This is a genomic window from Agrobacterium sp. GW821-FHT02D03 (assembly GCF_059421725.1).
Genome location: NZ_JBWKVN010000001.1, coordinates 2,258,534 through 2,284,116 on the forward strand (window position 1 = coordinate 2,258,534; position 25,583 = coordinate 2,284,116).

The window sequence follows — 25,583 nt, forward strand, 5'->3', positions numbered from 1 at the left end:
TTCTCATTGTTCTCAATCGTAGAGATAGTGCTTCGCCCACTGCGACTCCGGCACCTTGTCGCCCACCTTGTAGTCGAAGTTGCGGATGCCGAGTGTCGTCGGCGCCACCTGGCATTTGTATCTGAGGCGGAACCATTCGCCACCACTGCGGAAGACCGCGCCGGAAGCCTTGATCGAATCCTTGGCGACATCGGGATCGCCAAAGGCATAGGCAATCACCTTGTCGGGCTTCATGCCTTTCTGCTCCTTGGCAATGCGCTCCATCGCTTCGATATCGCACCGTTGTTCCAGGCGCTCCTCAGGCGCAAGCTGGTTCAACTGTCTTATGACATTTGCATCGATGGCGTAGGACGGAAGCGAGAACGAGAGGACGGAAGAGGCGGTCAAAAGGGCGATCAATAGAGGCTTTTGCATCGGATTTAATGAGGCTTTCTCAAGTCTTCTTGGCATTCTTCGGGCGGGGAAACGCCTGCCGCATCTCCTCGAAGCAGCAGGCGATGGCGTCGTCTACCTTCAGAATGTGATCGAAACCCGACGAAAATGTGCCGTGCTGATATTCCGTCGGGGACAATGAAACTTGATAGCGCCGCAGGTGCACTTTACATCATGAAAACGCAGAGTGATTTTCCTATGAAAGCGAGTTTGTCTTGACCATTTTCAAGAACCTGCCCACCCCGCCCCATGCACAGAAGAAGCCGGTGAGCGATACGCATCACGGCATCACGCGCACGGATGATTACGCCTGGTTGCGGGCGGATAACTGGCAGGCGATGTTCAAGGACCCTTCCCTGCTCGATCCCGCCATCCGCACCCATCTGGAAGCGGAAAACGCCTATATGGAAGCCGCGATGGCGGATACGAAGCCGCTTCAGGAAAAGCTCTTCGAAGAAATGAAGGGCCGCATCAAGCAGGACGACTCCTCGGTTCCAGTCAATGACGGGCCCTATGCCTATGGCACGCTGTTCGTGACCGGCGGCGAGCAGCCGCATTATTTCCGCACCCCGCGCGATGGCGGCGAGAAGCATGTCCTGCTCGACGGCGACAAGGAAGCGGAAGGCAAGGACTATTTCCGTCTCGGCGGGCTCGACCAATCTTCCGATCACAGCCGCGGTATCTGGAGCTATGACGACAAGGGCTCCGAATTTTACACGCTGCGCATCCGCGATCTTGCGACCGGCGTCGATCTCGATGATGTCGTTGAAAACACCGGCGGCGGTGGCGCCTGGTCGCCTGACGGCAAGAGCTTCTTCTACACACTTCAGGACGAAAACCACCGCCCCTCCAAGGTCTTCCACCATATTGTCGGACAGCCGCAATCGTCCGACCGGCTGGTTTACGAGGAAAAGGATCCGGGCTTCTTCATGGGCGTCGGCGCCTCGGTTCTCGATGACTTCATTTTCATCGACATCCACGATCACGAGACCAGCGAATACCGCATCCTCTCCACCAAGGATCTGATGGCGGAGCCGCAGATCGTGGCCGAGCGCGAGGAAGGCATCGAATATTCGATGGCGGAAGGCGGCAATGTCTTCTTCATTCTTACCAATGATGGAGACGCCAAGGATTTTCGAATTGTCGAAGCCCCGGTAGAGGCGCCGGGCAAGGAAAACTGGAAAGAGGTCGTGCCGCATGAGCCGGGCCGGCTCATCCTCTCCGTCGATGCCTATGCCCGCCATCTGCTCTGGCTGGAGCGCCGGGACGGCCTGCCGCGTATCGTCATTCGCGATCGCTCCAACGGTGAAGAACATGCGATCGCCTTTGCCGAGGAAGCCTATTCGCTCGGGCTGCATGGCGCTGCCGAATATGACACCGACGTCATCCGCTTCAGCTATTCATCCATGACGACGCCAAGCCAGTTGTTCGACTATAATATGGTGACGCGCGAGCGCACGCTTCTGAAAACCCAGGAGGTGCCATCCGGCCACAACCCGGACGACTATGTGACACGGCGCGTCATGGCGCCTTCGCATGACGGCGCACTGGTGCCAGTGTCGCTGCTTTACCGCAAGGACACGCCGCTCGATGGTTCCGCGCCTTGCCTGCTCTACGGTTACGGCGCCTACGGCATCACCATTCCGGCCTCCTTCAGCACCAACAATCTATCGCTTGCCGATCGGGGCTTCATCTATGCGGTCGCGCATATACGCGGCGGCAAGGACAAGGGGTTCGAGTGGTATGAAAACGGCAAGATGGAGCACAAGCAGAACACCTTCAAGGACTTCATCGCCGCGGCCGACCATCTGGTGACGGAGGGCTTCACGTCCTATAGCGGCATTATTGCCGAAGGCGGATCTGCCGGCGGCATGCTGATGGGGGCTGTCGCCAATATGGCGCCAGAGAAATTCGCCGGCATCATTGCTGCCGTTCCCTTCGTCGACGTGCTGACCACGATGCTCGACGACACGTTGCCGCTGACGCCGCCGGAATGGCCGGAATGGGGCAATCCGCTGGAGTCCGAAGAGGAGTATCAGTGGATCGCTGCTTACTCGCCCTATGACAATGTCGGCGCCAAGCCATACCCGCCTCTCCTGGCGATCTCCGGCCTGACGGACCCGCGCGTGACCTATTGGGAGCCGACCAAGTGGGTGGCAAAGCTGCGTGAGAAGACCACCGGCGACGCGCCAATCCTGCTCAAAACCAACATGGCCGCAGGTCATGGCGGCAAGTCAGGCCGCTTCCAACGGCTTGAGGAGATCGCCTTCGAATATGCCTTTGCGCTGAAAGTCGCTGGCAAGGACCAAGTCTAAGGCCATTCAGCCATTTTGGAGAGATAGGCGGTGCGCTTGGGCGCATCGCTGATTCTGTTCATTTTCAAAGTGATTCCCCGCGTAATGCAGGTTCGAACGGCGTCTGATCGTCAAAGAATCGGCATTTGCGGGGTTTTTGTTATTTTGCAAGCCCCTAAAGTGCAAAAACGAAGCAGGGGTTTGCCCCCTGTCAAGCACCGTCAACGCATCCGAACAACGCGCGGCAAGCTTCGCGCAAGCTTCAGCGGTTAAAAAACCGTTAACAGCTTGGTGAGGCTAACGATGAACATCGACAACAACATTGGCGGGGCGCCCTATCAAAGTCGCTCACAACCTATTGAGAAAGTGCAAACAGACGCCGCTGTCTCAGAGGTTTCTTCGCCTGCCTTTTCCGGCAGCACGATTTCCTTCGTCAACGCCCTGCAAGCAGGCGCGCTGGCAAGCGTGCTCTGGACCGTCAACCGCGACGCGGTGAAAGAGGCTGCGGCGGCGCCATCGACCGTGTCACAGGGATCTTCAGAAGCCGCTGATGCAGCATGGGTTTATCAGGCCTATACGGAACACTGATACCGCCGGATGCTTCCGGCGGCGCTCACTCTACGGGCTGTCGTGACTTCAGGCGAAGCCCCGAGCCATTGCAAGAGCGCGTTTCGCGCGTCGATCACGCAGCTGCGTTGATCTCGACGGTCACATGCGACAATTCTTCAATCTCTAGAAGCTTTTCCCTATAGGCTGCAGCCGACGCCTCGCCTGTCGTCGACAACGACACGATGGCCGCGTGATGACCGGGGCCGACTTGCCAGACATGTAAGTCGGTAATGCTTTCTTCGCCCGTTTCGACGATGCCGCGGATTTTTGCCACGATTGAGCGTTGCTGTGGCATCGCATCCAGCAGCACCGCACCCGTGCTGCGAAGCAGTCCCCAGGACCAGCGGGCAATGACGATACCACCCACAATGCCCATCGCCGGATCGAGGAAGGTCCAGCCGTTCCATTTGCCGAGAACAAGGGCCACGATGGCCAGCACCGAGGTCAAGGCATCTGCCACCACGTGCAGATAGGCGGCGCGCAGGTTGTTGTCGCGGCTCCCATGGTGCGCGTGCGATCCATGGGAATCCGAGTGATGAGCGTGGGTGCCATGATGGTGGGCGTGGCTTTCATGGCTATGATCATCGTGATGGTCGTGATGATGTCCATGGTGATGGTGATCGTCCTTGAGGAGCAAGGCGCTGACGATGTTGACGACCAGACCGATCACCGCAACGATGATCGCCTGGTTGAAGTCGATCTCCACCGGCGAGACGAAGCGCAGAGCGCTCTCCCAGGCAATCAGCAGCGCGACGACGCCCAGTACGACGGCACTGGCAAAACCGGCGAGATCACCAAACTTTCCCGTACCGAAGGTGAAGCGCGGATCATGCGCGTGCTTGCGGGCATAAAGATAGGCAAGCGCCGAAATCAGCATCGCGCCCGCATGGGTCGACATATGCCAGCCATCGGCTGTCAGCGCCATGGAGCCGAACCAGTGACCTGCTGCGATCTCCACAACCATCATGACAGTAGTCAGAGCAATGACCATCCAGACGCGTCGTTCGTTGCGCTCGTGATGGCTGCCTAAGAAAACGTGGCTATGCGTGCCATCCGCGTGGCTATGTTCCATCGTTGCCATCATCGTCACCTTATCGAATGTAGGTTTTGAGAACCTGCGCCAGCTCTTCCGCAGCCTTGGCGCGCTCCTCGTCATTTGCGGCGTGCAGCACATGTTCGTGCAGATGCTCTTGCATCACTTCGCCCGTCAGGCCAGAGAGCGCGCCGCGAACCGAGGCGAGGAGTTGCAGAACATCGCCACAGGGCTTGCCGCCCTCCAGCGCCCGTTCCACCGCTTCCATCTGCCCCTTCATGCGCCGAATACGGGCTAGAAGCTTATCCTTGTCGCGGATCGTATGGGACATCTGCCTATCCTCCCTATAGTATAGAGGGGTATACTATTTTCTCTTGAGGCCGGCGGCAAGCCCCCCCCTGTGCTGCTTGAGAAGATGCAGATGGTGGCAGAATGTTCGATCAGCCCTTCAGGGCATCGAAGAGCGGCATGCTGATGAGGGCCGCGGTTGCGATCATCCCATAGCAGATGCGGCGAAAGGTCTTCTCCTCGGCAAGGCCGAACATTCGACTGCCGAGCCATACACCAAGGCCGTAAACCGGGGCGACCAGAACCGCTAACCCTAAGAGCTTCACCGTGATGAGACCATTCCACAGATAGGCCGTGGCATTGAGCACCGTGGAGATCGCAAAGTAGAGAATGATATTGGCCCGAACGATGACGGCCGGCACGGCCCCACCCAACCAATAGGCCACGACCGGCGGGCCGCCGATCTGCACCACGCCGGAAAACACACCTGCGATCAGCCCGACGACCGCCGTCAGAATTGCCTTCGGGCGGTCCCTATAGCGCCAACCGGACATCAGGAGCGACAAGAGCACAACAACGATGATGACGATGGCCCAGCGGATGGTGACGGGATCGAGTGTCATCAGGAGGTGGACGCCAAGTGGCACGCCAATGATGGCGCCGACCGCCATGGTGAGCACGTCGCGTCGATCCGCCCGACGGACTGCCCCTGGTATCATGCCGAGCGTCATCACCCCATCGACCACAAGAAGAAGCGGAACGGCAATCTGCGGGCCCATGACCGAACTGGCGGCACGAAGATCAGCGCCGCACCGAAGCCGGAAAAACCGCGCGCGAGACCCGCGCTCAAAGCGACGAGCACCAGAAATGCCAGGGCGGAAAGGGAAAGATCGGTCGATAGAATACTGGGCATGACGGGTGATCATTAAAGGGAGGCGTTGTCGCTTGCGTCATACTCCATCAGCGCCCGTCAATAGCCAACTGCTTTTCTCGTATGGCTGACGGCGGAGACGGCAAACCAATTGCGTTCCCATTGGCTGAAACCTATATCTCTACAAGCTATAGCTATGAGGATGAGGCCCATGTATTCCATCGGCGATCTATCGAAACGGACAGGCGTGAAAGTCCCGACCATTCGCTACTACGAGCAAATGGGGCTGCTTAACGAAGCCGACCGCTCCGAGGGCAATCAGCGCCGTTATGAAAAGGCCGATCTGGAACGTCTCGCCTTCGTGCGGCACGCCCGCGATCTCGGCCTCAACATCGATGCGATCCGCGAATTGATCGCGCTCAGCCAGCACCGCGAAATGCCGTGCGCGGGTGCGGACCGCATTGCCGCCGATCATCTGGCCACCGTGCGGGAAAAGATCGCCAAGCTGAAGAAGCTGGAGCACGAGCTGGAGCGTATCGTCTCGCACTGCGATGGGCATTCCATCGAGGACTGCTATGTCATCCGCGCGCTGTCAGATCATGGTCTGTGCGATCACGATCATTGAGACGTCATGCCGGGAAAGGACAGTCGTGATCGCGAGCGACTGTCCTCTGCTACACCCTTAGCGGTTATAGACTGCTGTGATCTTTGCCGTGGCAAGGGTGTTGGCGCCAATCATAAATCCCGCAAGCGCGTTGCTGGCATTGTCCGGCAGGTCCAGATGCTCCGTGCCAAGCGCATGGACGGTGAAGATGTAGCGGTGGACTTCACCCGGCGGCGGGCATGCCCCGCCAAAACCGACTACACCATAATCATTGCGAATTTCCATGGCTCCTGAGGGCAGCTTCTTGCCTGCGCTTGCGCCAAGTTCGAGCGACGTTTGCGAGACGGGAATATTCACCACGTTCCAGTGCCACCAGCCCGAGCCTGTTGGCGCATCCGGGTCGTAGGCCGTAATGGCAAAGCTCTTCGTGCCAGCCGGTGCGCCAGACCAGGATAGCTGCGGCGACTGATTTCCGCCCTCGCAGCCGAAGCCCTTGAACACGAAGGTCGACGCAAGTTGCTGACCCTCGGCAATTGATGTGCTCGACAATTTGAAGTCCGCGGCGCTTGCTGTCGTGGCGGTCAGAAGAGCCAGAATGACGCCGGTCGCAACGTTCTTTTTCAGCATGATAAGGTGTCCTTTCCAGACGTTGATCATGCTCAAAGACATAAACCGGCCAGGAATTTCGAGCTTCCGGCTCGCGATCAAAGACTGTCGAAAAACGATCAGAATTCGGCTGTGCGGATGGAGCGTGGCTTAAGACCGAATCTCTTGCGGAACGCCTCGGAGAAATGCGAGGGCGTCTTGAAGCCGCACTCCAACGCGATACTGGAGATCGGCGTATCCGTCGATTGCAGCATCCCAAGCCCCTTCTCCAGCCTCGTGTTCAACAGGATCTGCGAAAATCCCGGACCGGATTTCGCCAGCCACCGCCGAAAACTGGCTTCACTCATGGCAAAATGGCGCGCGACATCTTCGGCCCGCCAAGGCTGGCTGATGTCGGTCTCTATCAGCCGCCGCACCTTGTTCCAGGGTTGATCTTCCCCTCGCCGGGGCAGATGGACACCGTGATGGCGGAGCCAGACCAACGGCTCCAGAAGCCGATGGCGTTTGACCGACAAGGGTAGAGTATCATCATGCAGGGCCTGCCGCGTGACCTCCACCACATCATAGTCCGCGCTTGCTGCTTGGCGAACGATCTGGACACCGGGCGAGCCTGACGCCCGCGGTGGACCGGCGAAGACCTCGTCAATCAGTTCATGATCGAAGTAGATGCCGGTCGCCCGATAATTCGTAGCGCTGACAGGACGGTTTTCCAAGGTGACGATAGAACCAGAGGGGAAAATCAGGAGGTCACCCGCCTCGCCCACGAATTCGCCATTCACGGGGCAGACAACCCTTTTGCTCCCAACGCAGATGAAGCACAGGAAGGTCACGCCGATGAAGAGATCCGTGAATGTCGCGGCCGTGGCTTGGGTAATGGGAAAAATCGAGACGCCCGTGCCCTGAAGCCCCAATTGCTCTGCGGATTGCGCCGTCATCGATGCTTCTGTCCCTGCCGTTGACCTATCGAGCGCGAGAGCACGCCGCGCAGACACATAGCGGACTGAGGACGACTGATGTCAATGCGCCGCTTGCCCTCGTGGCATGCATCGAGACGGACCCATCCAAAATGCGAGAACCGCCCCTTGACAGCTTTCCAATTCGAGCGCATTGAATCGCCCATGATCAACGAACGCGCACCCATCTCCTGCACGTATTTTTGGGCCTACCTGTAAAGGGCGGCTCGACAGATCACTTTGTCAACAAGCCGCCGTCAGGCGGCTTTGTTGTTTTCCAAGCGTCCTGACGGCAAAAAACCAGACAACCGAAGGACCAGACCCATGACCGAAGATAGCCTCCTCACACTGCCAAGACCGCCCGTCGTCACCATTCGTGGCGCGCGTCCGGCCGATCTGCCTGAACTCAACGAGATGATCACCCTGCTCGCCGCCCATCATGGCGACGCCGCCGCGATCACGCCGCAAAAGCTCGAGCGCGATCTGTTCGGCCAGGTTCCCTGGATCACCGCACTGGTGGCGGAAGCTGCAGGCGAGCTTATCGGTTACGCCATTCTCGTGCCGCTCTACCGCGCCCAGGAAGGCCGCCGCGGCATGGAGTTGCACCACCTCTTCGTGCGGGACGGCCATCGCGGTCACGGCACCGGTCAGCACTTGGTGGCGCGCGCGCGTGACGTCGCAAAACGCTGCGGCTGCGACTTCCTGTCCGTCGGCGCTGCGACCGGCAACTTCGCCGCACACAAATTCTACGAAAACATGGATTTCGTTCCGCGTCCCGTCACCGGCATGCGCTTCATGCAGGCAATTGCCTGAGCTTCTTCGCTTCTGGAGGATGACATGACTCGTATTGCCATTGCGCTGACGCAAGACTTTGCCGACTGGGAGCCTGCACTGCTTGCCGCTGCGGCCCGCAGCTATCTCGGTGTCGAGATCGTCACCGCTTCACCCGACGGCCAGCCTGTGACGTCGATGGGCGGATTCAAGGTGATGCCGGACACGTCCCACGACGCCCTCGACCCGGAGACGATCGACGCGCTGGTCATCCCGGGCGGTTTGAGTTGGGAAAAAGGAACTGCGCCCGATTTTAGCGATCTGGTCCATCGCTTTAGGGCAAAAGGCCGCGTGGTTGCAGGCATCTGTGCTGCGGCCAGCGCGCTCGCCGGCACCGGCATCCTGAACAGTGTGGCCCATACAGGCAACGCCCTGGCGTCGCATCAAAAATACGGCGGCTATGACGGAGCAACGCTCTACCGCGATCAGCCACAAGCCGTCAGCGATGAGGGTGTTGTCACAGCACCGGGCAATTCACCGGTCAGCTTCGCGAAAGAGGTGTTGAAAGCCCTCGGTCTATGGGGACCGGAAGCCGAAGCCGAACTGTCGGTATTTTCCGCGGAACACGTGCCGACTTAACGATCCAGCACACGGCAGAGGCGCGCCGGTCCTTGCGCGTCTTCTGCTGTCACGGCTCGGCGAAGATCGCGGCTGTTGATATGGAGGCTGCGCTCGAAGGGGATACTCAGCCGCTCGATCTTGTTGGTGGCCGCCGCGAGAAATGCGTCGCGGTTTGCCACGAAGTAAGCGCGACAGGTTTCTTCCGTCAGCGCATCATTGATCAACACCTTGAAAGCAAGCCGATGCATGGCGCAAGGCGCGCCATGACCGGGAACGGAAAAACGCAGGCAATCGAGGTCATCGCTCCAATCGACTGCGTTCTCCTCTGTCATCATGTCACTTTACAGCGTCGAAGCGCTTGAGGAACAGGCCGCTGAGGGAGCCCAAGATCAGCCAGAAAACGAAGCTCGTGACGGTGGCGAGCACGACGAAGCGGCGTTCCAGCGGCAGCGGCGCCAGCGCATGTTCACCCGCAGGTGGCAATGGCGCGCCGACGACATGCGGCGCAACGATCAACACGACGGCAAGGATCACCGCCCAAGGCTCCGAGCGGCGGAAGGCCAGAAGCGCAATGCCTCCGGCAGTTGCGGCAGCAGTTGCAATCCACCAGACCTGACGCGCACCAAGATCGGCCGCGGGGCTGCCCGGCAGTTCCGGCGGCAAGCCGATCATCGGCGCCAGCATGACGGCGGCGAAGCCGGCGAGCCCCCAGAACAGACCTTCGCGCCAGCCGCCCTGAGAGCCGCGAAGCGAGATCAGGCCCGTGAGCACCAGCGCATAGCCGATGGCCGTCAGGACATTGGCGGCGACGGTGTAGGCATTGCGCTCGAAGCCATCCGCAGGTGCCCAGGCTTCCGCGTCATGGTGGTGATCCGCGGGGGTGGCGGCATCATGTGAATGACCGGCCTCGCCACCCGCACTCTCGAAGGTCTCCGCCTGCAGGATCAGTGGCGTGGTGCCGACCGCTTGCATGGCGCTGACGGCAAGACCCGCGATCAGGCCGACGAGGACTGCGGTAAAGACGATGTTTCTGAAAAACGGCATCTCATCTCCCCTCAATGGCAGGGGAAAGCATTGGCGTGGCGCGCATCATGCGCCGCATTGTGCATGGCCTCGACATGCGAGAAGCCAACGAAACCGACAATGAACAGGCCAAGTGCAACGGCACTCAACGCTTGTAAGAGTTTCGATGTGGTCGAGGAAACGGCGCTCGACGCCGTATTCTGTTGGATAGACATGGTGACCCTCTTTTTCAGCGGCGCGTTACTTTCAGGCAGCCGGACGCACGCGTTCAACTTTCACCACGGGGAAAGACAAACAGGGCTTTTCGGACGGATGGTGCCAACCCGAAAACCGTGCTCTTCCGGACACCCCGCCGGCATTGACGACACTTCGTGATGGCAGGTCTCCTGGCTCGCGGGTCGTAGCCTTGAAAACACCTTCCCGATGCCAAGTTTGGCATCAGTGGCTGTTGTTTTCAGGCTCACCGCTCACAGTTGCGGGGGCAGCCACGAATGAGAGCGAGGCTCCTATCGTGTTCCCTTTTCACTTTCCGGCAGAACCGGAAAGACCATCACGCCTCTGTTATCGGTCAGGGGTTGTGGAGAGTCAATGCGAGAAGCTTGAGCCTCCCGTATTCACAGATGTCAACGCGCTGGAATAGCCTTGAGATAGGCGGCGATCGCGTTGCGATCTTCGGCCGAAAGCTTCGCCATATTCTGCTGCACCTTGACCATGGATCCGCCGACGCTATCGAAATCTGGGGTGAAGCCCGTTTCGAGATAGCTGGCGATATCGGCGACCGTCCAGGAACCGATGGCTTGCGAGCCCGGCGTGATGTCGGGGATCGTCCCCTCACCCTCTGGGTTCGGGCCGCCTGCCAGCCACTTGTCTTTGCTGAGACCGCCAAGTGCCGTGCGTGGTGTGTGGCACTCGCCGCAATGGCCCGGGCCTTCCACCAGATATTGGCCGCGCGCCACATCGGCGCTGGCATTGGCAAGCTGCACGCGTGGCGCGCCCTTGTCGAAATAGAGGAATTTCCAGCCGCCGAGCGCCAGTCGCATGTCGAGCGGGAATGGCAAATCGTGAGGAGGCGCGTCGTTGGTGCTGGCGGGCAGCGTCTTCAGGTAGCCGAAGAGATCGTTGATATCCTGCGCCGTCATGCGGGCATAGGACGTATAGGGGAAGGACGGATAGAGATGCTCGCCGTTCTTTCCGACCCCTCGGGTCATGGCATCGCCGAACTCGGCCACCGTCCAGCTTCCGAGACCATGCTGTGGATCGGGCGAAATATTGGGAACATGGAAAGTGCCAAAAGGGGTTGGCAAGGACTGGCCGCCGGACAGCATCTTCAAGGCATCGCCGCTGGCATTCGGAGCAGCATGACAGCTTGCGCATCCGCCTGCCCAAAACAGCGTTTCGCCATTGGCAAGATCGGGTTCACCCAGATTGGCCCAGTGGCTTGGCGGCTGGCGCTCAGGTGCGGTCACCCACATGAAAATGCCGAAGCCGGCGAGACCTGCGACCGCAATACCGCCTGCCAGCTTTCCCCAGATGGATGCCATCCGCCTCTCCGCTATCGATAAAATATCATTGAAGGAAATAGCCCGCCGCTGAACCGGCGGGCTCTTCTTGGGTCGCTTACTTCTTCACACGATAGGCCTGATGGCAGGAACTGCAATCGGCGCCGAGAGTCTTGAGGGCAGCGCCCGTGCTCGCCTGATCGGTGGGCAGTTGTGCAAGAACGGCATCGGCATCTGCGCCGAGCTTTTCCGACTTCGCCTTGAAGTCCGCAAAGTTCTGCCAGATGGCAGGCGACGCAGCGCCACCCTCGGAGCCTGCCGGGAACTGGTCCGGGAATGCCTTGGCGTTGGTGCTGATCGTGGTGACAGCTGTCTTCACGGTCTCGGCGTCATAGGGCTTCTCGCCCTTGGCGATCGCGCCGAGTGCGCCCATGGCGCCACCGATCTGTTTCATCAAGCCTTCACGCTTTTCAACCTCGCCGGCCGCGGAAACCGCTCCGGCGCAAAGACAGCCTATGAGAATGGATGCGGCAATCGTCTTGAATTTCATGCTCTCTCTCCTTGTTCCGGTGGCACCGGAGGTGGTTATTCGCCGTTCCGCATCGACTTCACGACGCGCGGATGCGTGCCGGGCGGCACACCGAGTCGAACAGAAATGAAGATGCAGGCTTCACATGGCAAAAAGAAGTCACATTCAGGTGATTTTCCAGAGGAAAATCAGATACCTAAACTTGGCTTTTTCAGTTTCCTTTGCGCCCATGGCAAGCGGCGAGAAAGGCCGCCTTACTGCGCCGACAGATCTTCGACAATGACGGGAGCGGCCACGCGGTCCTGACGTCAAAACATCAGAACGCGGTTTGTCTCCCGGCCATAGCCACGCAGGACGATGCGGTCCGGATAAACATCGGCGATGGCAAAGGCGTTCTGGTCCGGCGTGTCCACCATGCCTTTGACGTTGACGAAGTGAGTATTGCCGATCACGCCGTAATTGCCATCGTGATTGTGCCCGCAGAACCACGCTCTGACGCTGTGATGAGCGGCCAGCAGTTTCAGCACCTCTGGCGCGTCCCACATATTATGCGCGTTCGCCGGATAGAGAGGATAGTGGCAGAAGAGGACGACCTGCTCCTGCATGGCATCGGCCTTGGCAAGCGTTGCCCCTAGCCAGGACAGTTGCTCATTGCTGAAAGAACCGTTCCAGTCCTGTGCGTTCAGGTCTCCGGCCTCGCGTAGCGCCTCTAGACGGGTCGTGGCAAGCTCGCGGCGCGGATCGCCAAACGGAGGCGCGAAGGTGCTGACATCATTGCCGTCCAGCACGATGAAACGGAATTCGCCGAGACTGAAGTCATACCACCTTGCCGGCATGCCGAGCCGGTCGTGGACCTTCGGCAAGTGCTCCGGCTCGACAGCGAAGTCGTGGTTTCCGGGTAGCAGAATGGAGCGATGCCTGAGGTGATCGTAACAGCCAAGGATACCGTCGAAGCTCTCCCAGCCGCGGTCGATCAGGTCGCCGAGGGTGACGACGAACGCCAGATTCTCCTGGTTGAAGGCGTCGATCGCAGCCGTCAACTTTTTCGTGCTCTCCGCGTAAAAGCGATTCATCTCCGGTCGGGCTGGGATGTCGGCATATTGCGGGTCAGCGACGATGCCGAAGGAAAAGAGCGGTGCGATGGATGTGGCTGTCATGATCGCTACCGCTTAGAAGCGCCGCATGACAGAGGTGTGACAACGCCTGCCAGGATCGGAAGAGGTAGCAAAGCAAAACACCCGGCGCAAAGGCCGGGTGCTGCTTATCCGATCGGTCGGAAAATTACTTGGAAGCGGCTTCGTAGCGCTCCAGAACGTAATCCCAGTTGATGAGATTATCGACGAATGCTTCGAGGTACTTCGGACGCAGGTTGCGATAGTCGATGTAGTAGGAGTGTTCCCATACGTCGACGCCGAGGATCGGCTCTGCGCCGTGGACCAGCGGGTTTTCACCGTTCGGGGTCTTGGAGATTTCAAGCTTGCCGTTCTTGACCGAAAGCCAGGCCCAACCCGAACCGAACTGCGTGGTGCCGGCTGCGATGAAGTCAGCCTTGAACTTGTCGTAACCGCCAAGATCGGAGGCAATCGCCTGCTCGAGCTTGCCGGGCAGCTTGTTGCCGCCGCCGTCCTTCTTCATCCACTTCCAGAAATGGACGTGGTTGTAGTGCTGGGCAGCGTTGTTGAAGAGGCCAGCATTGGTGCCGAAAGACTTCTTCACGACTTCTTCGAGCGACAGGTCGGAAAGACCGGCTTCTGCAGCCAGCTTGTTGCCGTTGTCCACATAGGCCTTGTGGTGCTTGTCGTGGTGAAACTCCAGCGTTTCGCGCGACATGTAAGGCGCAAGCGCGTCGTAGTCGTATGGGAGTTCGGGAAGTTCAAAGGCCATGGTTTTACTCCTTGTTGCAGCGGCTGGGCCGCTCCTCGAAACCTTGTGCGCGGACCATAGGATCAGCCGTCAATTCAGGCAACCTGTGAATTGTCAAAATGTTCCAGCAAAAGAGAAAATTCCTCTCACGCCTCTTCAAAAACATGATTGCGACCCAGTTTGCCGTACCGATTCCGAGCGATCCGTTCGGCTGATCCGATGAGAGACTATCGAAAGGACATGGCAGTGAAACGACAGGCTTTGGTTTTGATCATGGCATCCCTTATGGCGCTCCCCGCAGCCGCATCGTCCGATAGTGCCTGGGAAGCGTTCGTCGCCGACGTGCAGGCAAAATGCCTCGATGCGGGCGCAAGGTTGATGGATGACGCGAAGGCCGTCGTCGATCCGACAGGAAGCGAAAACTACGGCTTGGCGATCCTGACCGGAAAGGCGAAAGGAGCAGATGCAACCGTTAGTCACATCTGCGTTTACGACAAGAAGACCAAGGCCGTGGAGCTCGGCAGCGAATTGTCGGCCGGTTCCGTCAAGGTCGAGCTTCCTGGCTCCACCAAGCCCTGACCGTCTGTTCAAGACTTTTCGCTCGTCTAACAAACATGGTCATTCAAGAACCGCCGCGTACTTAAACTACGTGAGCAGTTGTGATTATTGGATAGATCGTCAGATTTAAACTCTGGGCGTTCTGTCCGCCTCGCCCAGCGGCCGCTGCATGAGAACGATGTCCAGCCAGCGGCCGTGCTTCCAGCCGACGGATTTCAGGGTCCCCACCATCTCAAACCCCGTGGCGCGGTGAACGCCGACAGAAGCGGCGTTGTCGGAATCGCCGACAACCGCCACCATCTGGCGAAAACCCCTTGCCGCCGCCTCTTCGATCAGTGCAAGCAGCAGGGTCTTGCCGATCCCCAAGCCCTTTCTGTTCGGATCGACATAGATGGAGTCTTCCACCGTTGCGCCATAGGCCGGGCGGGCACGGTGGGGTCCGGCGTACGCGTAGCCGACAACCGCGCCTTCGATTTCCGCGACGATATAGGGGAAGCCGCCGGCAAGGAGTGTTCTCCGGCGCTCCCGCATAGCATCAGCCGTCGGCGGCTCGATTTCGAAGCTGGCGCTGCCATAAAGGACGGCGTCACGGTAGATTTCAACGATCGCAGGGATATCCTCCTCTTCGCAGGGGCGGATGATCATGGCGGTTTTTGTGGCGGAGGTCATTGCGGAAAGTCCTGAAGGGGTATGCGGTCGCTGCAATCTGCACCAGAGACATATCAAAATAAAGATTATAGATCTTATGCAGAGCATAAGGGTTTCTTTGATATGGATTTCGACCTTCGACAGTTGAAGAGCTTCATCGATGTCGCGGATCTCGGTAGTTTCTCCGCGGCGGCGGAGAAGGTTGGGCTGACACAGCCCGCCATCAGCCTCCACATTCGGTTGCTTGAAAAGCAGCTTGGCGTTCGGCTCATCGAGCGCGTCGGGCGACGGGCGCAACCGACGTCGGCAGGACGCGATCTTCTGGTGCATGCACGGCGTATTGCCGACGAGGTGTCTCAGGCCATCGAGACAGTCGCGCCGCATCGGAGTGGCCAGAGCGGGCGTTTGCGCATCGGTACCGGTGCGACAGCCCTCATTTACTTTCTGCCGACGATATTGCGCGAAATCCGTCGGTTGATGCCCGGTATCGAAATTCGTGTGGAGACCGGCAACACGCCGGATATCGTCCGCCTCCTGGAAAACAACGAGATCGATGCCGCGATCGTCACGCTCCCCGTCACCGGGCGCAGCCTCGATCTGCGCGAACTTCACCGCGAAGAACTGGTCGCGGTCTTCGCACCGGACGTGTCTGCCATCCCAGAAAACATTGACGCCGATTATCTCTGCGGCCAGCCCTTGCTCCTCTACCAGGGTGGCAATACCCGGAAACTCGTTGACGGGTGGCTGAAAGACAGCAGCAGACGGGTCCAGCCCGTCATGGAACTTGGCAGCGTGGAGGCGCTGAAGACATTGGTGGGGTCAGGCCTCGGCGTCGCCATCGTACCTGCCATGGCCGTTCATGACGCGGCTTCGAAAGGACTGCAAACGCGCTCGCTCATGCCGAAACTGGAACGTGATCTCGTGCTGGCAATGAGGCGCGACAAGCACATGACGGCGCCGCTGCGCGCACTTGTCGCTGCCCTTAACCGCCAGTGAGAAGTGTGAGTGCGATTAGCCACATGACAAGCGCAATGACGCCTTCCAGGATGCGCCACGCCGCCGGATTGGCGAAGACGGGGCGCAACCAGCGCGCACCATAGCCGAGCGAGAAAAAGAAGACACATGACGCCGTGGTCGCACCTGCACCGAAGACCGCTTCCTTGCCCGGAAACTGCGTCGAGATCGTGCCGATCAAAACGACGGTGTCGAGATAGACATGCGGGTTCAGCCATGTCAGCGCCAGACAGGTAAGAAGTGTGGGAGCAAAGGGCGTGACCGTGCCGGATGCAGCGGCCAAGGCCTCTGAGGACCGAAGTGCCGACTGCAGGCTCTTTGCGCCATACCACACCAAAAACGCGGCACCCGCACAGCGCATGGCGGGTTCGATCGCCGGCATGACCATGGCGATCTGCCGGAAGGCAGTCACGCCGATGGTGATCAGGATCGCATCCGAAAGCGCGCAGGCCAGGCAGACAGCGAAGACATGATCGCCGCGAAGGCCCTGGCGCAACACGAACGCATTCTGCGCGCCGATGGCCATGATAAGCGTCAGCCCCATGGTGAAGCCTGTGAGATATACCGAAAAGTCCATACGATGCCCTTTAAGTCCTGGCACCGAATAAGTGGCGGCAATGGTTTAATCTAGTTAAAGATACTTACCTCGATTAAGTAGGGCTAACTCTATGGATTATGCTGGGCTTCGCGCAGTGGCAATGGTGGTTCAGACCGGCAGTTTTGAAAAGGCGGCACTGGCGCTGCACGTCACGCCATCGGCCATCTCCCAACGGGTCAAACAACTCGAGGAACGGCTGGGTGCCGTTCTCATCCTGCGTGGCAATCCCTGTACGGCGACGGAAAAAGGCGAATGGGTCTGCCGCCACATGGAACATGTGGGCATGTTGGAGTCAGAACTTTTCAGCCAGCTTCCCGCTCTCCTGTCTTCCGACGAGGTCAGCAGCCGCGTGACGCTGCACATCGCCACCAATGCCGACAGTCTCGGCACATGGTTCCTAAAGGCAGTTTCCACTTTCACACATCAGTCGGGCTTTCTCCTGAATGTGGCGGTGGACGATCAGGATCATACGGCGGAGTGGCTGCAGCGCGGACGTGTCCTTGCAGCGGTAACCAGCCTGGAGAAGCCGGTCCAGGGCTGCCGTGTCACGCCGCTCGGCTTTCTGCGCTACCACGCAACAGCAAGCCCGGCTTTTATCGACCGATACTTTCCCAAGGGCGTGACTGAAACCGAACTTGCACAAGCTCCTGCCCTTACCTTCAACCAGAAAGACCGGCTTCAGCAGCAATGGATCAGCCAGGTTTTCGGCGCGTCCATCGTCCACCCGACCCACTGGCTACCATCTACCCAAAGCTTTGTGGATGCCGCGCTGCTTGGCATGGGTTGGGGCATGAACCCGGCGCTTCTGGTGCGCAGTCATCTGGCGGAGGGGCGATTGGTGGAGCTTGTGGCGAGAACGCCGTTCGACGTCCCGCTGTTCTGGCAGGTCAACCGGCTGGCTGCGGATCGGCTGAGGTCGCTGACGGATGCGGTGGTAGAGGTTGCGCGTCGAGAGTTGGTGCAAATCAAGAGCGAATAGAACTCCCTGGGACACCGTAATCACCCGACATCCGCAAGGAGTTCCAGTGTCGTCTTTTTACTCAGCCGACGTCGCCGATTTTGCCCAGTCCATGTAAAGGTCTAGCGCCTTGCGCGCCACAGGGCCGGCCTGAAGTTCGCGGTCGTCGAGCTTAATGACTGGGGAAACTTTGGAGTAATTGCCGGAGCAGAAGATTTCGTCGGCGTTGCGGAAGTCTTCGACGGAGAGCGTTGCCTCACGCACATCGAAACCAGCCTGGCGCAGCAGCATCATGACGCGAGAGCGGGTGATGCCTGCCAGAAAGGTGCGGTTCGGCATCGGCGTATAGACGATGCCGTCCTTGACCATGAAGACGTTGGAGGATGCGGACTCGGCCACATTGCCGTTCATGTCGCGCATGAGCGCATTGTCGAAGCCGCGCGAGCGGGCTTCAATGATGGCACGACCGCTATTGGGATAAAGGCTACCAGCCTTGGCATCGGTCATGGCCGTCTCCGGCGATGGACGGCGCAGCGGCGAGACGGTCAGCGTCAGCGGGACGCCGGCATCCATCGGCGCCTCGAACAGGCAGAGCGCAAAACGGGTGGACTCGGCGTCAGGAGCGACGACGGAACCCCGCATGCCATGCTCGGCCCAGTACATCGGCTTGATGTAGATCGCCATATTGCCATCGAACTTCTTCACGCCTTCCAACGCCAGTTGCTCGATCTCCTCCGGCGTCATGGTCGGCTTCATGCCCATGTTGACGGCGGAACGGTTGACGCGCTGGCAATGCAAATCGAGATCGGGTGCCAGGCCATCGAACCAGCGGGCGCCATCGAAGACGGTCGAAGCGAGCCACATGGCGTGGGAGGTGGGGCCGATCAAGGGAGGATTGCCGGGAAGCCATTGACCATCGACATAGGTCCAGGTTGTAGAACGGGGTGCGGTATCGACGGACATGGCATTCTCCTTCTTGAATGCGTCGGAATGAATGCCCGCTCGGCCATGAGGTCAAGATGAAATTCCCCGCGACGATCAAAAGGAAGGAATATTGCCCGAGGATTGCCGTGAAAAGCGCATTTATTGCGTGCAGCCAAGAATATGGTCCCCGCGTTGATACGCCAATCGAGGTGATCTGGCAGTCGTGACGACGCTGTGGCATCTTCAATAAGACATAAGCGCGGGGAGGCCTGAAATGGCATGGTCGGCACAGCAATATCTGAAATTCGAGGACGAGCGGACGCGGCCGGCGCGTGACCTTCTGGCACAGGTTCCGCTGGAGCGGGTCATGAAGGGATTTGACCTTGGCTGCGGTCCCGGCAATTCCACCGAGCTTCTGACGGAGCGCTATGGCGTCAACGTCATTACCGGCGTCGATAGCGACGAGAATATGCTGGAAGAGGCAGCACTCAGGTTGCCGACCACCGAATTCGTGCAGGCCGATCTGTCATCCTGGCTACCGGATGCGCCAGCCGATCTGTTTTATGCCAACGCGGTGTTCCAATGGTTGCCGAACCACATCGACCTTCTCGACAGGCTGATGGACCATCTGACCCCCGGTGGCGTCCTTGCTATCCAGATGCCGGACAACCTCAATGAGCCGGGTCACCTGTTGATGGAGGAAACGAGCCGCTCCGGTCCATGGCGCCAGAACTTCGAAGGGCGACAACTGCGTCGCAAGCCGCTGCCCTCCCCCGCTGACTACATCGATCGCCTGTCGCCGAAAGCGCTCCGCGTCGATGTGTGGCACAGCATTTATAATCATCCCATGGCGGATGCCGGGGCGATTGTGGAGTGGGTGAAGGGCACCGGTCTTCGTCCTTATCTGGCAGTTGCTGGCGCTGAACACCAAGAGGCTTTTCTGGAGGATTACCGACAGCGTATCGACGCCGCCTATCCGCGACTTGCGGACGGACGGCGTCTTTTGCGATTCCCACGACTGTTCATCGTCGCAGTGCGCGGCTGATCGTGAACGGACAGGCATGGCTCGATGCCTGTCCGTTCAACACAGTGAGACGTCAGCCGTGAAAGGCGTAGACGCGCAGCCGGTAACCATCCGGATCTGCCGCAAGGAATGTGCGGCCGAAGTCCATGACGGTTGGCTCCTGCAAGATCGGTAGGCCCTTGTCGGTCCACGCGCGATGGCAGGCATCGACCTCACTGTCTGTCTCTTTGATGAAGGCGATCTCAGCGGCGTTGCCGTCGGAAGACAGTGGCGGCTGAACGGAGTGGCGGGACCAGAGACCAAGGCGCATGCCGCTTTGCAAATTGAACAGAGCGAAGGTGTCGGAGAGTTCGACAGGCTCTGCGCCGAGCAAATCGCTATAGAATGCAGCGCTATGGCGCGGGTCGTTGACAAAGAGAATGACGAAGTTCGGGTGGTTCATGTTGGTCTCCTTTTGTTGATGGGGAGACCTTAGCCAGGCGTAGTGTCAGTTTCTGTCAGCAGTCTCCTGGCGTGCCTTCATCATCTGCCGCCAACCTTTCAGCAGGACTTCGCGGCGTTTGGGATAGCGCGTGTCCAAAAGCGTGAAGCAAGAAATGCGATCGGCGCGAAAGCTGCGATAATCCTGTCTTAACTCACACCATGCCAGCAGCACACGAACCTGATCGAAAAACGCCAGCGCAAAGGGCCAGACAATCCGGCGAGTGTCGCGCCCGCGCTCGTCGGCATAGTCGATCTCGATTTTCGCCTGACTTCTGATGGCACTGCGAATATTGCTAAGATCGATATGCGGCATATCGATCACCTTTCCGGGTCCCACAAGAAGTGTGGAATTGTCCAGTTCCTCCGCCAGCGTCTTTGGCAGAACTGCGGCGATCTTCGCAAGCCCGGCGCGCGCGGCATCCGCCAACGCGCCATCCGCCCTGCCCGCCACCCAGCGGGAGCCCAGAACCAAAGCCTCGATTTCCGCTTCGGAAAACATCAGAGGCGGCAGAAGATAACCCGGTCGCAGCACGTAGCCGACCCCGGCTTCGCCTTCGATATTGGCGCCTTGCGCTTGGAGGGTCCCGATGTCGCGGTAGAGCGTACGCAGACTGACACCTGTCGCGGCAGCCAATTCTGCGCCACCGACCGGATTGCGATAGCTTCGTAACAATTGAAGCAAATCAAGCAGGCGTTGCGCGCGTGACATGCATTTCCCCAGGCAATAGGCCCGCCCTATGAGTTTTAATCATCTATTTATACGCGTTGTGTAAAACCTTAGCGATTAAAGCCACCTGTTATTATTCATTTTAAGCCATCTATTCTCGATATCAGGTCGCGACAAAGCTTCATAAGATTTTTCAGAGGCACCAATGCTTAATTTTTGGCGAGACAAAGGCGGCAATTTTGCCATTCTGACTGCACTGCTGGCCGTACCGCTGTTTGGAGCGGCAGGCCTGGCCTTAGACTTCAGCCAGGCGCTCGCCGTCAAGGAAGATCTGCAGCAGACGGCGGACGCCACCGCACTCGGCGCCGTCTCCAAAGATTCGCCCTATGTGGCGGAGGCGCGCAAGATGAGCGGAGATGGCCCCATCACCGTTCCTGGTCATTCCGGCGTGGATTTCGGCAAGAAGGGGGACGGCAAGAAGAACGACTTCGAGATCGAAAACGCCACCCTGCTTGTCAAGAAGACCGGGAATATCGTTGAGTCGTCCTTGGAATTGAAGGCCACGGTCAATACCACGCTCTCAGCGATTTTGGGTAAGGACTTCTTTTCCGTGAGCGTCAAATCCACGGGTCGATATCAAACAGAGAAATACATGAACTTCTATCTGTTGCTGGATAACACGCCCTCCATGGGCGTGGGTGCAACGCCTCAGGATGTCGCCACGATGGTGGCAAACACAGGCGATCAGTGTGCCTTCGCGTGTCACGATATTCAGAGTGGCAAAAATAGTTACTACGAGCTTGCGAAAAAACTGAAAGTGACCACGCGCATCAATGTGGTAGGGAAAGCGACGGCCTCCCTCATGGACACCGCAGCGGGCACCCAGACCGTCTCAGACCAATTTAGAATGGCAGTCTATACCTTTGGTGAAAAAGCCGAGGACACAAAACTTCTCGAAGTCGTGCCACTCACGTCCAATCTCTCCGACGTAAAAAATAGGTCGAGCAAGATCGACCTCATGTCCATTCCGTATCAAGGCTACAATAACGACCAGCAGACGGATATCGACCGCGCCTTGACGCAGATCGCCTTGAAAATGGGCCCGCAGGGGAACGGCAACAGCTCGGCCACGCCGGAAAAGGTCCTCTATTTCGTATCCGATGGTGTTGGCGACAGCTACAAGCCGACAAGCTGCACCAAAAAAACCACGAATGGCCGCTGTCAGGAGCCGATCGACACCCGGCTGTGTACCGCCTTGAAGAGCCAGGGCTACCGTATCGCCGTTCTTTACACGACTTATCTGCCACTTCCGACGAACGGTTGGTATAATGACTGGATCCGCCCCTTCCAGTCCGAAATCTCCGCCCGTATGCAAGACTGCGCTTCTCAAGGTCTGTTCTTCGAGGTGAGCCCGACGCAGGGCATCAGCGATGCCATGTCGGCACTGTTCAAGCGGGTGGTCTCCTCTCCTCGCCTGTCGAGCTGATCAACTCGGTTCGATTCTTTCGACGAGGAAATCGATAAAGGCGCGGATGCGAGCAGCCAGATGCTCGTGTCCGGCGTAAACGGCATGGACGAGTTCTGTGTCGCCGCCGTTATAATCCTCCAGGATTGGGACAAGCTGTCCGGCCTCGATATCAGGGCGGACATGAAATTCCCCAATCCGACCGATGCCGACGCCCAACAGGCAGAGTTGCCGTTTGATCGAGCCGCTCGATACCTGAATGTTGCCGGTGATGGCCTTGATATAGGCGCTATCGGAACCGGGATCGCGAAACGGCCATTCGTCGAGGCTTCGCCGGAAGTTGAAGCCGATGCAGTTGTGCTGATCGAGGTCTTCCGGAGTCTTCGGCGTCCCATGCTTCTTCAGGTAGTCAGGCGAGGCGACGATGACGCGCCGGCTGGAAAACAGGCGCCTCGCCATCAGTGAGGAATCCCGCATCGGTCCGACGCGGATTGCGATATCGGTACGCTCGCCAATGAGGTCGATCACGCCATCGGTCAGTGTCAGATCGAGCCGCACCTTTGGATGACGTTCGGCGAATTCCCCCAGCAGAGGCAGGATGCACCGCTCGCCAAAGCCGACCGAGGAGTTGACCCGAAGCAACCCCCTCGCCTCCTCCCGACCGCCGGCGACCAGTTCTTCCGTCTCATCGATCTCTTTGAGAATACGGCGCGCGCGACGGAGATAGATGTCGCCCTCGGGCGTGAGTTCCAGTCTTCGCGTCGAGCGCACCAACAGCCGCGTACCAAGCCTCTCCTCCACTCTCGAGACAAGCTTGCTAACAGCGGAGGGCGACAGCTTCAAGCGCCGTCCTGCGGCGGAAAAGCTTTTCAACTCGGCGGCCAGAACGAAGACTTCCATTTCGCCGGCTCGATTGTCCATGACCTTACCTATGACTTCAATTCAAAGATGATTATCGATTAATCGGCATTATCAAACAAGTGCCCGGTGCCGATATTCAGGCTCGAAACATCAACACCTTCGGGACGGCCACCAGAGTGGCCGGAAAGGCACGACCATGCCCCTTGCTCTCTTTGCCTTGACGATTGCGGCCTATGCAATCGGCACCACGGAATTCGTCATCGTGGGTCTTCTGCCCACCGTCGCGAACGATCTTCACATCACGCTGCCGCTTGCCGGCCTCATCGTGTCCGTCTACGCACTCGGCGTTACCTTCGGTGCGCCAATCCTTACCGCACTGACTGGCCGCATCGAGCGCAAGCCGCTTCTGCTCGGCCTTATGGGTCTCTTCATCCTCGGCAATGGCGCCGCAGCGCTCAGCCCCAGTTACGAGATGCTCCTGGTCGCGCGGGTTATTTCTGCCTTTGCCCACGGCGTGTTCTTCTCGGTCGGCGCAACCATTGCCGCGGGTCTGGTGGCAGAGGATCGCAGAGCTTCGGCCATTGCCATGATGTTCATGGGACTGACGGTTGCCATCGTCACCGGCGTTCCGCTCGGCACGCTCATCGGTCAGATTTTCGGCTGGCGCGCCACCTTCTTTGCCGTCGCCGCACTCGGCGTCGTCGCCTTCATCGGCATTGCAACACTGCTGCCAGCGACGCTTCAAAAGGCGCCAGCCGCCGGTCTCATGGAGCAGGTTCGTGTTCTCGGTTCCGGCCGCCTTCTGCTTGCCTTTGGCATGACCGCACTCGGTTATGGTGGCACCTTCGTGACCTTCACCTTTCTCGCCTCGATCCTGCAAGATCTGACCGGCTTTGCTGAAAGCACCGTCAGCCTTGTTCTGGTCCTCTATGGTCTGGCGATCGCCGCCGGCAACCTCGCCGGAGGACGGATTGCCGACCGTAATCCAGCAAAGGCTCTCGGTTGGCTTTTCGGGCTTCAGGCGCTCGTTCTGGTGATCTTCACCTTCACCGCTCCGTCCGCCCCGGCTGCTCTGGTAACGCTCGTTGCACTCGGCTTTCTATCCTTCGCCAATGTACCGGGCCTCCAGCTTTATGTGGTGCAGCTTGCAAAGCGCTTCAGGCCAAACGCGATCGATGTTGCCTCGGCGCTCAACATCGCCGCCTTCAATCTTGGCATCGCCGTCGGCGCCTGGATTGGCGGTCTGGTCGTCGCCTCGCCGCTTGGTCTTGGTGCAACGCCATGGGTCGGGGCGCTGCTGGTTTCGGGAGCACTGGTTCTGACGCTGGTCAGCAGCAGTCTCGACCGCCGTCAGGCAGATCTTGCCCAGACCGTGTGAACCAAATCACATCCTCAGCACTTAGGGTGAGGACCCTTCTGCCCCGCGGACTTGCGGGGCTATCATCCGCAATGGAGACAAACACGATGCAAACAGTCAACGCCAATGGCGCAAACATTCCTGCTCTCGGCTTCGGTACATTCCGCATGCCGGAAGAGGACGTCCACCGCATCCTGCCGCAGGCGCTGAAGCTGGGGTTCCGCCATGTGGACACGGCGCAGGTCTATAAGAACGAGGCGGCAGTCGGCGATGCTATCGCAAAGTCCGGCGTCTCGCGCGGCGACATCTTTCTCACCACCAAGGTGTGGGTCGATCAGTACAAGCATGATGACTTCATCCGCTCCGTGGATGAGAGCCTGACGAAGCTGAAGACGGACTATGTCGATCTGCTTCTTCTGCACTGGCCGAAAAGCGATGTGCCGCTGGCGGAGCGGATTGGCGCGCTGAACGAACTGCACAAGGCGGGCAAGGTGCGCAACATCGGCATCTCCAACTTCAACGTGGCGCTGATGGATGAATCGGTCCGCCTGTCCGACGCGCCGATCGCCAACAACCAAATCGAGTACCATCCCTATCTAGACCAGACGAAGGTGATCGAGGCTGCCCGCAAGCACGGCATTTCGATCACGGCCTACTATCTGATGGCAGATGGCAAAGTGCCGAAGGATGAGGTGCTTCGTGATATCGGCGCCAAGCACGGCAAGACCGCTGCCCAGGTAGCGCTTCGCTGGGCCGTGCAGCAGCCGGACGTGATCGCCTTGTCCAAAACGGCAACGGAGAGCCGTCTTCCCGAGAACTTCGATATCTTCGACTTCGACCTGTCCGACGAGGAGATGAAGGCGATCTTCGCCTTGGCAAAGACGGATGGGCGCATTGTCAATCCCGGCCATCTGGCGCCGGACTGGGACGATTAAAGCGCCGTGCGTCCTGTTGGGCGCACAAAGGACGCTTCACCTTTTTTGAATCGACGCATCAGCCCGAAAATCGAGTCCGATTTTCGGGCTGATGC

Annotated in this window: 32 protein-coding genes and 1 riboswitch; of the genes, 12 read left to right on the top strand and 20 right to left on the bottom strand. The window is 58.9% G+C overall.

What is annotated here, in order from left to right:
• Positions 1 to 12: 12 nt before the first annotated feature.
• Positions 13 to 414, bottom strand: a complete 402-nt coding sequence (locus AC07U5_RS10765) for a DUF930 domain-containing protein (RefSeq protein ID WP_062438172.1) — start codon at positions 412 to 414, stop codon at positions 13 to 15.
• Between the two features lie 233 nt (positions 415 to 647).
• On the opposite strand from AC07U5_RS10765, the gene AC07U5_RS10770 reads away from it, so the two are divergent.
• Complete coding sequence (locus tag AC07U5_RS10770; protein WP_494722980.1) at positions 648 to 2,747, top strand: S9 family peptidase; 2,100 nt, start codon at positions 648 to 650, stop codon at positions 2,745 to 2,747.
• A 282-nt stretch (positions 2,748 to 3,029) separates the two neighbouring features.
• Positions 3,030 to 3,314, top strand: coding sequence for a hypothetical protein (locus AC07U5_RS10775; protein WP_494722981.1), 285 nt, complete (start codon positions 3,030 to 3,032; stop codon positions 3,312 to 3,314).
• A gap of 94 nt (positions 3,315 to 3,408) precedes the next feature.
• Here AC07U5_RS10775 and dmeF read toward each other — a convergent pair whose 3' ends face one another.
• The 4 genes from dmeF to AC07U5_RS10795 form a co-directional block, all read right to left on the bottom strand.
• Positions 3,409 to 4,419, bottom strand: coding sequence for a CDF family Co(II)/Ni(II) efflux transporter DmeF (gene dmeF / locus AC07U5_RS10780; protein ID WP_494722982.1), 1,011 nt, complete (start codon positions 4,417 to 4,419; stop codon positions 3,409 to 3,411).
• A gap of 7 nt (positions 4,420 to 4,426) precedes the next feature.
• Positions 4,427 to 4,699 (bottom strand): Ni(II)/Co(II)-sensing transcriptional repressor DmeR, encoded by a 273-nt coding sequence (gene dmeR, locus AC07U5_RS10785; protein ID WP_062438176.1) that lies wholly within the window; start codon positions 4,697 to 4,699, stop codon positions 4,427 to 4,429.
• 109 nt (positions 4,700 to 4,808) lie between these two features.
• Positions 4,809 to 5,435 (bottom strand): sulfite exporter TauE/SafE family protein, encoded by a 627-nt coding sequence (locus AC07U5_RS10790; protein WP_494722983.1) that lies wholly within the window; start codon positions 5,433 to 5,435, stop codon positions 4,809 to 4,811.
• Positions 5,387 to 5,569 carry a hypothetical protein gene (locus AC07U5_RS10795; RefSeq protein WP_494722984.1) on the bottom strand — a complete coding sequence of 61 codons (183 nt, stop codon included), beginning with the start codon at positions 5,567 to 5,569 and terminating at the stop codon, positions 5,387 to 5,389. Before AC07U5_RS10795 ends, AC07U5_RS10790 begins: the two co-directional genes overlap by 49 nt.
• A gap of 169 nt (positions 5,570 to 5,738) precedes the next feature.
• Here AC07U5_RS10795 and AC07U5_RS10800 point away from each other — a divergent pair, with 169 nt between their 5' ends.
• Positions 5,739 to 6,152, top strand: coding sequence for a MerR family transcriptional regulator (locus tag AC07U5_RS10800; RefSeq protein WP_062438177.1), 414 nt, complete (start codon positions 5,739 to 5,741; stop codon positions 6,150 to 6,152).
• 57 nt (positions 6,153 to 6,209) lie between these two features.
• On the opposite strand, the gene AC07U5_RS10805 is transcribed toward AC07U5_RS10800, so the two are convergent.
• The gene (locus tag AC07U5_RS10805) at positions 6,210 to 6,758 is read right to left on the bottom strand and encodes a YbhB/YbcL family Raf kinase inhibitor-like protein (RefSeq protein WP_113179775.1); all 549 of its coding nucleotides are present in this window, start codon (positions 6,756 to 6,758) and stop codon (positions 6,210 to 6,212) included.
• 98 nt (positions 6,759 to 6,856) lie between these two features.
• Complete coding sequence (locus AC07U5_RS10810) at positions 6,857 to 7,672, bottom strand: helix-turn-helix transcriptional regulator (protein ID WP_494722985.1); 816 nt, start codon at positions 7,670 to 7,672, stop codon at positions 6,857 to 6,859.
• A 342-nt stretch (positions 7,673 to 8,014) separates the two neighbouring features.
• On the opposite strand from AC07U5_RS10810, the gene AC07U5_RS10815 reads away from it, so the two are divergent.
• Entirely contained in the window at positions 8,015 to 8,503 is a 489-nt protein-coding gene (locus tag AC07U5_RS10815) for a GNAT family N-acetyltransferase (protein ID WP_494722986.1), read from the top strand.
• A 24-nt stretch (positions 8,504 to 8,527) separates the two neighbouring features.
• Positions 8,528 to 9,100: a type 1 glutamine amidotransferase family protein gene (locus AC07U5_RS10820; RefSeq protein ID WP_494722987.1), complete on the top strand. Its 573-nt coding sequence runs from the start codon at positions 8,528 to 8,530 to the stop codon at positions 9,098 to 9,100.
• Here the strand turns inward: AC07U5_RS10820 and AC07U5_RS10825 are convergent.
• The 7 genes from AC07U5_RS10825 to AC07U5_RS10855 form a co-directional block, all read right to left on the bottom strand.
• The gene (locus AC07U5_RS10825; RefSeq protein WP_494722988.1) at positions 9,097 to 9,414 is read right to left on the bottom strand and encodes a hypothetical protein; all 318 of its coding nucleotides are present in this window, start codon (positions 9,412 to 9,414) and stop codon (positions 9,097 to 9,099) included. The two genes, AC07U5_RS10820 and AC07U5_RS10825, sit on opposite strands and share 4 nt — an antisense overlap.
• A 4-nt stretch (positions 9,415 to 9,418) precedes the next feature.
• Positions 9,419 to 10,126, bottom strand: a complete 708-nt coding sequence (locus AC07U5_RS10830; RefSeq protein WP_116493951.1) for a CbtA family protein — start codon at positions 10,124 to 10,126, stop codon at positions 9,419 to 9,421.
• A gap of 11 nt (positions 10,127 to 10,137) precedes the next feature.
• Entirely contained in the window at positions 10,138 to 10,320 is a 183-nt protein-coding gene (locus AC07U5_RS10835; RefSeq protein WP_494722989.1) for a CbtB domain-containing protein, read from the bottom strand.
• A 144-nt stretch (positions 10,321 to 10,464) separates the two neighbouring features.
• A riboswitch (cobalamin riboswitch) is annotated at positions 10,465 to 10,672 on the bottom strand.
• 56 nt (positions 10,673 to 10,728) lie between these two features.
• Positions 10,729 to 11,646: a c-type cytochrome gene (locus tag AC07U5_RS10840; RefSeq protein WP_494722990.1), complete on the bottom strand. Its 918-nt coding sequence runs from the start codon at positions 11,644 to 11,646 to the stop codon at positions 10,729 to 10,731.
• Between the two features lie 76 nt (positions 11,647 to 11,722).
• Positions 11,723 to 12,154, bottom strand: a complete 432-nt coding sequence (locus tag AC07U5_RS10845; protein WP_062438183.1) for a c-type cytochrome — start codon at positions 12,152 to 12,154, stop codon at positions 11,723 to 11,725.
• Positions 12,155 to 12,441: 287 nt separating this feature from the next.
• Positions 12,442 to 13,290 carry a metallophosphoesterase gene (locus AC07U5_RS10850; RefSeq protein WP_494722991.1) on the bottom strand — a complete coding sequence of 283 codons (849 nt, stop codon included), beginning with the start codon at positions 13,288 to 13,290 and terminating at the stop codon, positions 12,442 to 12,444.
• Between the two features lie 124 nt (positions 13,291 to 13,414).
• Positions 13,415 to 14,017 (bottom strand): superoxide dismutase, encoded by a 603-nt coding sequence (locus AC07U5_RS10855; protein ID WP_062425801.1) that lies wholly within the window; start codon positions 14,015 to 14,017, stop codon positions 13,415 to 13,417.
• 219 nt (positions 14,018 to 14,236) lie between these two features.
• On the opposite strand from AC07U5_RS10855, the gene AC07U5_RS10860 reads away from it, so the two are divergent.
• Complete coding sequence (locus tag AC07U5_RS10860; protein WP_494722992.1) at positions 14,237 to 14,575, top strand: hypothetical protein; 339 nt, start codon at positions 14,237 to 14,239, stop codon at positions 14,573 to 14,575.
• Between the two features lie 105 nt (positions 14,576 to 14,680).
• Here AC07U5_RS10860 and AC07U5_RS10865 read toward each other — a convergent pair whose 3' ends face one another.
• Positions 14,681 to 15,223 carry a GNAT family N-acetyltransferase gene (locus AC07U5_RS10865; RefSeq protein ID WP_494722993.1) on the bottom strand — a complete coding sequence of 181 codons (543 nt, stop codon included), beginning with the start codon at positions 15,221 to 15,223 and terminating at the stop codon, positions 14,681 to 14,683.
• Positions 15,224 to 15,325: 102 nt separating this feature from the next.
• Between AC07U5_RS10865 and AC07U5_RS10870 the strand changes: the two genes are divergently transcribed.
• Positions 15,326 to 16,198, top strand: a complete 873-nt coding sequence (locus AC07U5_RS10870; RefSeq protein WP_494722994.1) for a LysR family transcriptional regulator — start codon at positions 15,326 to 15,328, stop codon at positions 16,196 to 16,198.
• On the opposite strand, the gene AC07U5_RS10875 is transcribed toward AC07U5_RS10870, so the two are convergent.
• Complete coding sequence (locus AC07U5_RS10875; protein ID WP_494722995.1) at positions 16,185 to 16,793, bottom strand: LysE/ArgO family amino acid transporter; 609 nt, start codon at positions 16,791 to 16,793, stop codon at positions 16,185 to 16,187. The two genes, AC07U5_RS10870 and AC07U5_RS10875, sit on opposite strands and share 14 nt — an antisense overlap.
• Before the next feature lie 91 nt (positions 16,794 to 16,884).
• Here AC07U5_RS10875 and AC07U5_RS10880 point away from each other — a divergent pair, with 91 nt between their 5' ends.
• Positions 16,885 to 17,793, top strand: a complete 909-nt coding sequence (locus AC07U5_RS10880) for a LysR family transcriptional regulator ArgP (RefSeq protein WP_494722996.1) — start codon at positions 16,885 to 16,887, stop codon at positions 17,791 to 17,793.
• A gap of 57 nt (positions 17,794 to 17,850) precedes the next feature.
• Here the strand turns inward: AC07U5_RS10880 and AC07U5_RS10885 are convergent, their stop codons facing one another.
• Positions 17,851 to 18,735, bottom strand: coding sequence for a branched-chain amino acid aminotransferase (locus AC07U5_RS10885; RefSeq protein ID WP_494722997.1), 885 nt, complete (start codon positions 18,733 to 18,735; stop codon positions 17,851 to 17,853).
• Positions 18,736 to 18,970: 235 nt separating this feature from the next.
• On the opposite strand from AC07U5_RS10885, the gene tam reads away from it, so the two are divergent.
• A complete protein-coding gene (gene tam, locus AC07U5_RS10890) occupies positions 18,971 to 19,741 on the top strand; it encodes a trans-aconitate 2-methyltransferase (protein ID WP_113272115.1) in 771 nt (256 codons plus the stop codon).
• 52 nt (positions 19,742 to 19,793) lie between these two features.
• Here the strand turns inward: tam and AC07U5_RS10895 are convergent, their stop codons facing one another.
• Together AC07U5_RS10895 and AC07U5_RS10900 are read right to left on the bottom strand one after the other, a co-directional pair.
• The gene (locus AC07U5_RS10895; RefSeq protein ID WP_494722998.1) at positions 19,794 to 20,162 is read right to left on the bottom strand and encodes a VOC family protein; all 369 of its coding nucleotides are present in this window, start codon (positions 20,160 to 20,162) and stop codon (positions 19,794 to 19,796) included.
• Between the two features lie 45 nt (positions 20,163 to 20,207).
• Positions 20,208 to 20,912: a helix-turn-helix transcriptional regulator gene (locus AC07U5_RS10900; RefSeq protein ID WP_494722999.1), complete on the bottom strand. Its 705-nt coding sequence runs from the start codon at positions 20,910 to 20,912 to the stop codon at positions 20,208 to 20,210.
• 163 nt (positions 20,913 to 21,075) lie between these two features.
• Here AC07U5_RS10900 and AC07U5_RS10905 point away from each other — a divergent pair, with 163 nt between their 5' ends.
• Positions 21,076 to 22,356: a TadE/TadG family type IV pilus assembly protein gene (locus AC07U5_RS10905; RefSeq protein WP_494723000.1), complete on the top strand. Its 1,281-nt coding sequence runs from the start codon at positions 21,076 to 21,078 to the stop codon at positions 22,354 to 22,356.
• Here the strand turns inward: AC07U5_RS10905 and AC07U5_RS10910 are convergent, their stop codons facing one another.
• Complete coding sequence (locus AC07U5_RS10910; protein WP_494723001.1) at positions 22,357 to 23,256, bottom strand: LysR family transcriptional regulator; 900 nt, start codon at positions 23,254 to 23,256, stop codon at positions 22,357 to 22,359.
• A 136-nt stretch (positions 23,257 to 23,392) separates the two neighbouring features.
• Between AC07U5_RS10910 and AC07U5_RS10915 the strand changes: the two genes are divergently transcribed.
• Together AC07U5_RS10915 and AC07U5_RS10920 are read left to right on the top strand one after the other, a co-directional pair.
• Positions 23,393 to 24,574: an MFS transporter gene (locus tag AC07U5_RS10915; RefSeq protein WP_494723002.1), complete on the top strand. Its 1,182-nt coding sequence runs from the start codon at positions 23,393 to 23,395 to the stop codon at positions 24,572 to 24,574.
• An 86-nt stretch (positions 24,575 to 24,660) separates the two neighbouring features.
• Positions 24,661 to 25,488 (top strand): aldo/keto reductase, encoded by an 828-nt coding sequence (locus tag AC07U5_RS10920; RefSeq protein ID WP_494723003.1) that lies wholly within the window; start codon positions 24,661 to 24,663, stop codon positions 25,486 to 25,488.
• Positions 25,489 to 25,583 lie beyond the last annotated feature (95 nt).

Excerpts from the sequence above, each read along its gene's own strand:
- AC07U5_RS10835 (WP_494722989.1), bottom strand. The coding sequence starts at position 10,320 with ATGTCTATCCAACAGAATACGGCGTCGAGCGCCGTTTCCTCGACCACA.
- AC07U5_RS10920 (WP_494723003.1), top strand. The coding sequence starts at position 24,661 with ATGCAAACAGTCAACGCCAATGGCGCAAACATTCCTGCTCTCGGCTTC.
- AC07U5_RS10790 (WP_494722983.1), bottom strand. The coding sequence starts at position 5,435 with ATGGGCCCGCAGATTGCCGTTCCGCTTCTTCTTGTGGTCGATGGGGTG.
- AC07U5_RS10870 (WP_494722994.1), top strand. The coding sequence starts at position 15,326 with ATGGATTTCGACCTTCGACAGTTGAAGAGCTTCATCGATGTCGCGGAT.
- AC07U5_RS10825 (WP_494722988.1), bottom strand. The coding sequence starts at position 9,414 with ATGACAGAGGAGAACGCAGTCGATTGGAGCGATGACCTCGATTGCCTG.
- tam (WP_113272115.1), top strand. The coding sequence starts at position 18,971 with ATGGCATGGTCGGCACAGCAATATCTGAAATTCGAGGACGAGCGGACG.
- dmeR (WP_062438176.1), bottom strand. The coding sequence starts at position 4,699 with ATGTCCCATACGATCCGCGACAAGGATAAGCTTCTAGCCCGTATTCGG.
- AC07U5_RS10895 (WP_494722998.1), bottom strand. The coding sequence starts at position 20,162 with ATGAACCACCCGAACTTCGTCATTCTCTTTGTCAACGACCCGCGCCAT.
- AC07U5_RS10850 (WP_494722991.1), bottom strand. The coding sequence starts at position 13,290 with ATGACAGCCACATCCATCGCACCGCTCTTTTCCTTCGGCATCGTCGCT.
- AC07U5_RS10915 (WP_494723002.1), top strand. The coding sequence starts at position 23,393 with ATGCCCCTTGCTCTCTTTGCCTTGACGATTGCGGCCTATGCAATCGGC.
- AC07U5_RS10910 (WP_494723001.1), bottom strand. The coding sequence starts at position 23,256 with ATGGACAATCGAGCCGGCGAAATGGAAGTCTTCGTTCTGGCCGCCGAG.
- AC07U5_RS10905 (WP_494723000.1), top strand. The coding sequence starts at position 21,076 with ATGCTTAATTTTTGGCGAGACAAAGGCGGCAATTTTGCCATTCTGACT.
- AC07U5_RS10830 (WP_116493951.1), bottom strand. The coding sequence starts at position 10,126 with ATGCCGTTTTTCAGAAACATCGTCTTTACCGCAGTCCTCGTCGGCCTG.
- AC07U5_RS10875 (WP_494722995.1), bottom strand. The coding sequence starts at position 16,793 with ATGGACTTTTCGGTATATCTCACAGGCTTCACCATGGGGCTGACGCTT.
- AC07U5_RS10775 (WP_494722981.1), top strand. The coding sequence starts at position 3,030 with ATGAACATCGACAACAACATTGGCGGGGCGCCCTATCAAAGTCGCTCA.
- AC07U5_RS10810 (WP_494722985.1), bottom strand. The coding sequence starts at position 7,672 with ATGACGGCGCAATCCGCAGAGCAATTGGGGCTTCAGGGCACGGGCGTC.
- AC07U5_RS10800 (WP_062438177.1), top strand. The coding sequence starts at position 5,739 with ATGTATTCCATCGGCGATCTATCGAAACGGACAGGCGTGAAAGTCCCG.
- AC07U5_RS10795 (WP_494722984.1), bottom strand. The coding sequence starts at position 5,569 with ATGCCCAGTATTCTATCGACCGATCTTTCCCTTTCCGCCCTGGCATTT.
- dmeF (WP_494722982.1), bottom strand. The coding sequence starts at position 4,419 with ATGATGGCAACGATGGAACATAGCCACGCGGATGGCACGCATAGCCAC.
- AC07U5_RS10880 (WP_494722996.1), top strand. The coding sequence starts at position 16,885 with ATGGATTATGCTGGGCTTCGCGCAGTGGCAATGGTGGTTCAGACCGGC.
- AC07U5_RS10885 (WP_494722997.1), bottom strand. The coding sequence starts at position 18,735 with ATGTCCGTCGATACCGCACCCCGTTCTACAACCTGGACCTATGTCGAT.
- AC07U5_RS10820 (WP_494722987.1), top strand. The coding sequence starts at position 8,528 with ATGACTCGTATTGCCATTGCGCTGACGCAAGACTTTGCCGACTGGGAG.
- AC07U5_RS10840 (WP_494722990.1), bottom strand. The coding sequence starts at position 11,646 with ATGGCATCCATCTGGGGAAAGCTGGCAGGCGGTATTGCGGTCGCAGGT.
- AC07U5_RS10855 (WP_062425801.1), bottom strand. The coding sequence starts at position 14,017 with ATGGCCTTTGAACTTCCCGAACTCCCATACGACTACGACGCGCTTGCG.
- AC07U5_RS10865 (WP_494722993.1), bottom strand. The coding sequence starts at position 15,223 with ATGACCTCCGCCACAAAAACCGCCATGATCATCCGCCCCTGCGAAGAG.
- AC07U5_RS10765 (WP_062438172.1), bottom strand. The coding sequence starts at position 414 with ATGCAAAAGCCTCTATTGATCGCCCTTTTGACCGCCTCTTCCGTCCTC.
- AC07U5_RS10815 (WP_494722986.1), top strand. The coding sequence starts at position 8,015 with ATGACCGAAGATAGCCTCCTCACACTGCCAAGACCGCCCGTCGTCACC.
- AC07U5_RS10900 (WP_494722999.1), bottom strand. The coding sequence starts at position 20,912 with ATGTCACGCGCGCAACGCCTGCTTGATTTGCTTCAATTGTTACGAAGC.
- AC07U5_RS10845 (WP_062438183.1), bottom strand. The coding sequence starts at position 12,154 with ATGAAATTCAAGACGATTGCCGCATCCATTCTCATAGGCTGTCTTTGC.
- AC07U5_RS10860 (WP_494722992.1), top strand. The coding sequence starts at position 14,237 with ATGGCAGTGAAACGACAGGCTTTGGTTTTGATCATGGCATCCCTTATG.
- AC07U5_RS10805 (WP_113179775.1), bottom strand. The coding sequence starts at position 6,758 with ATGCTGAAAAAGAACGTTGCGACCGGCGTCATTCTGGCTCTTCTGACC.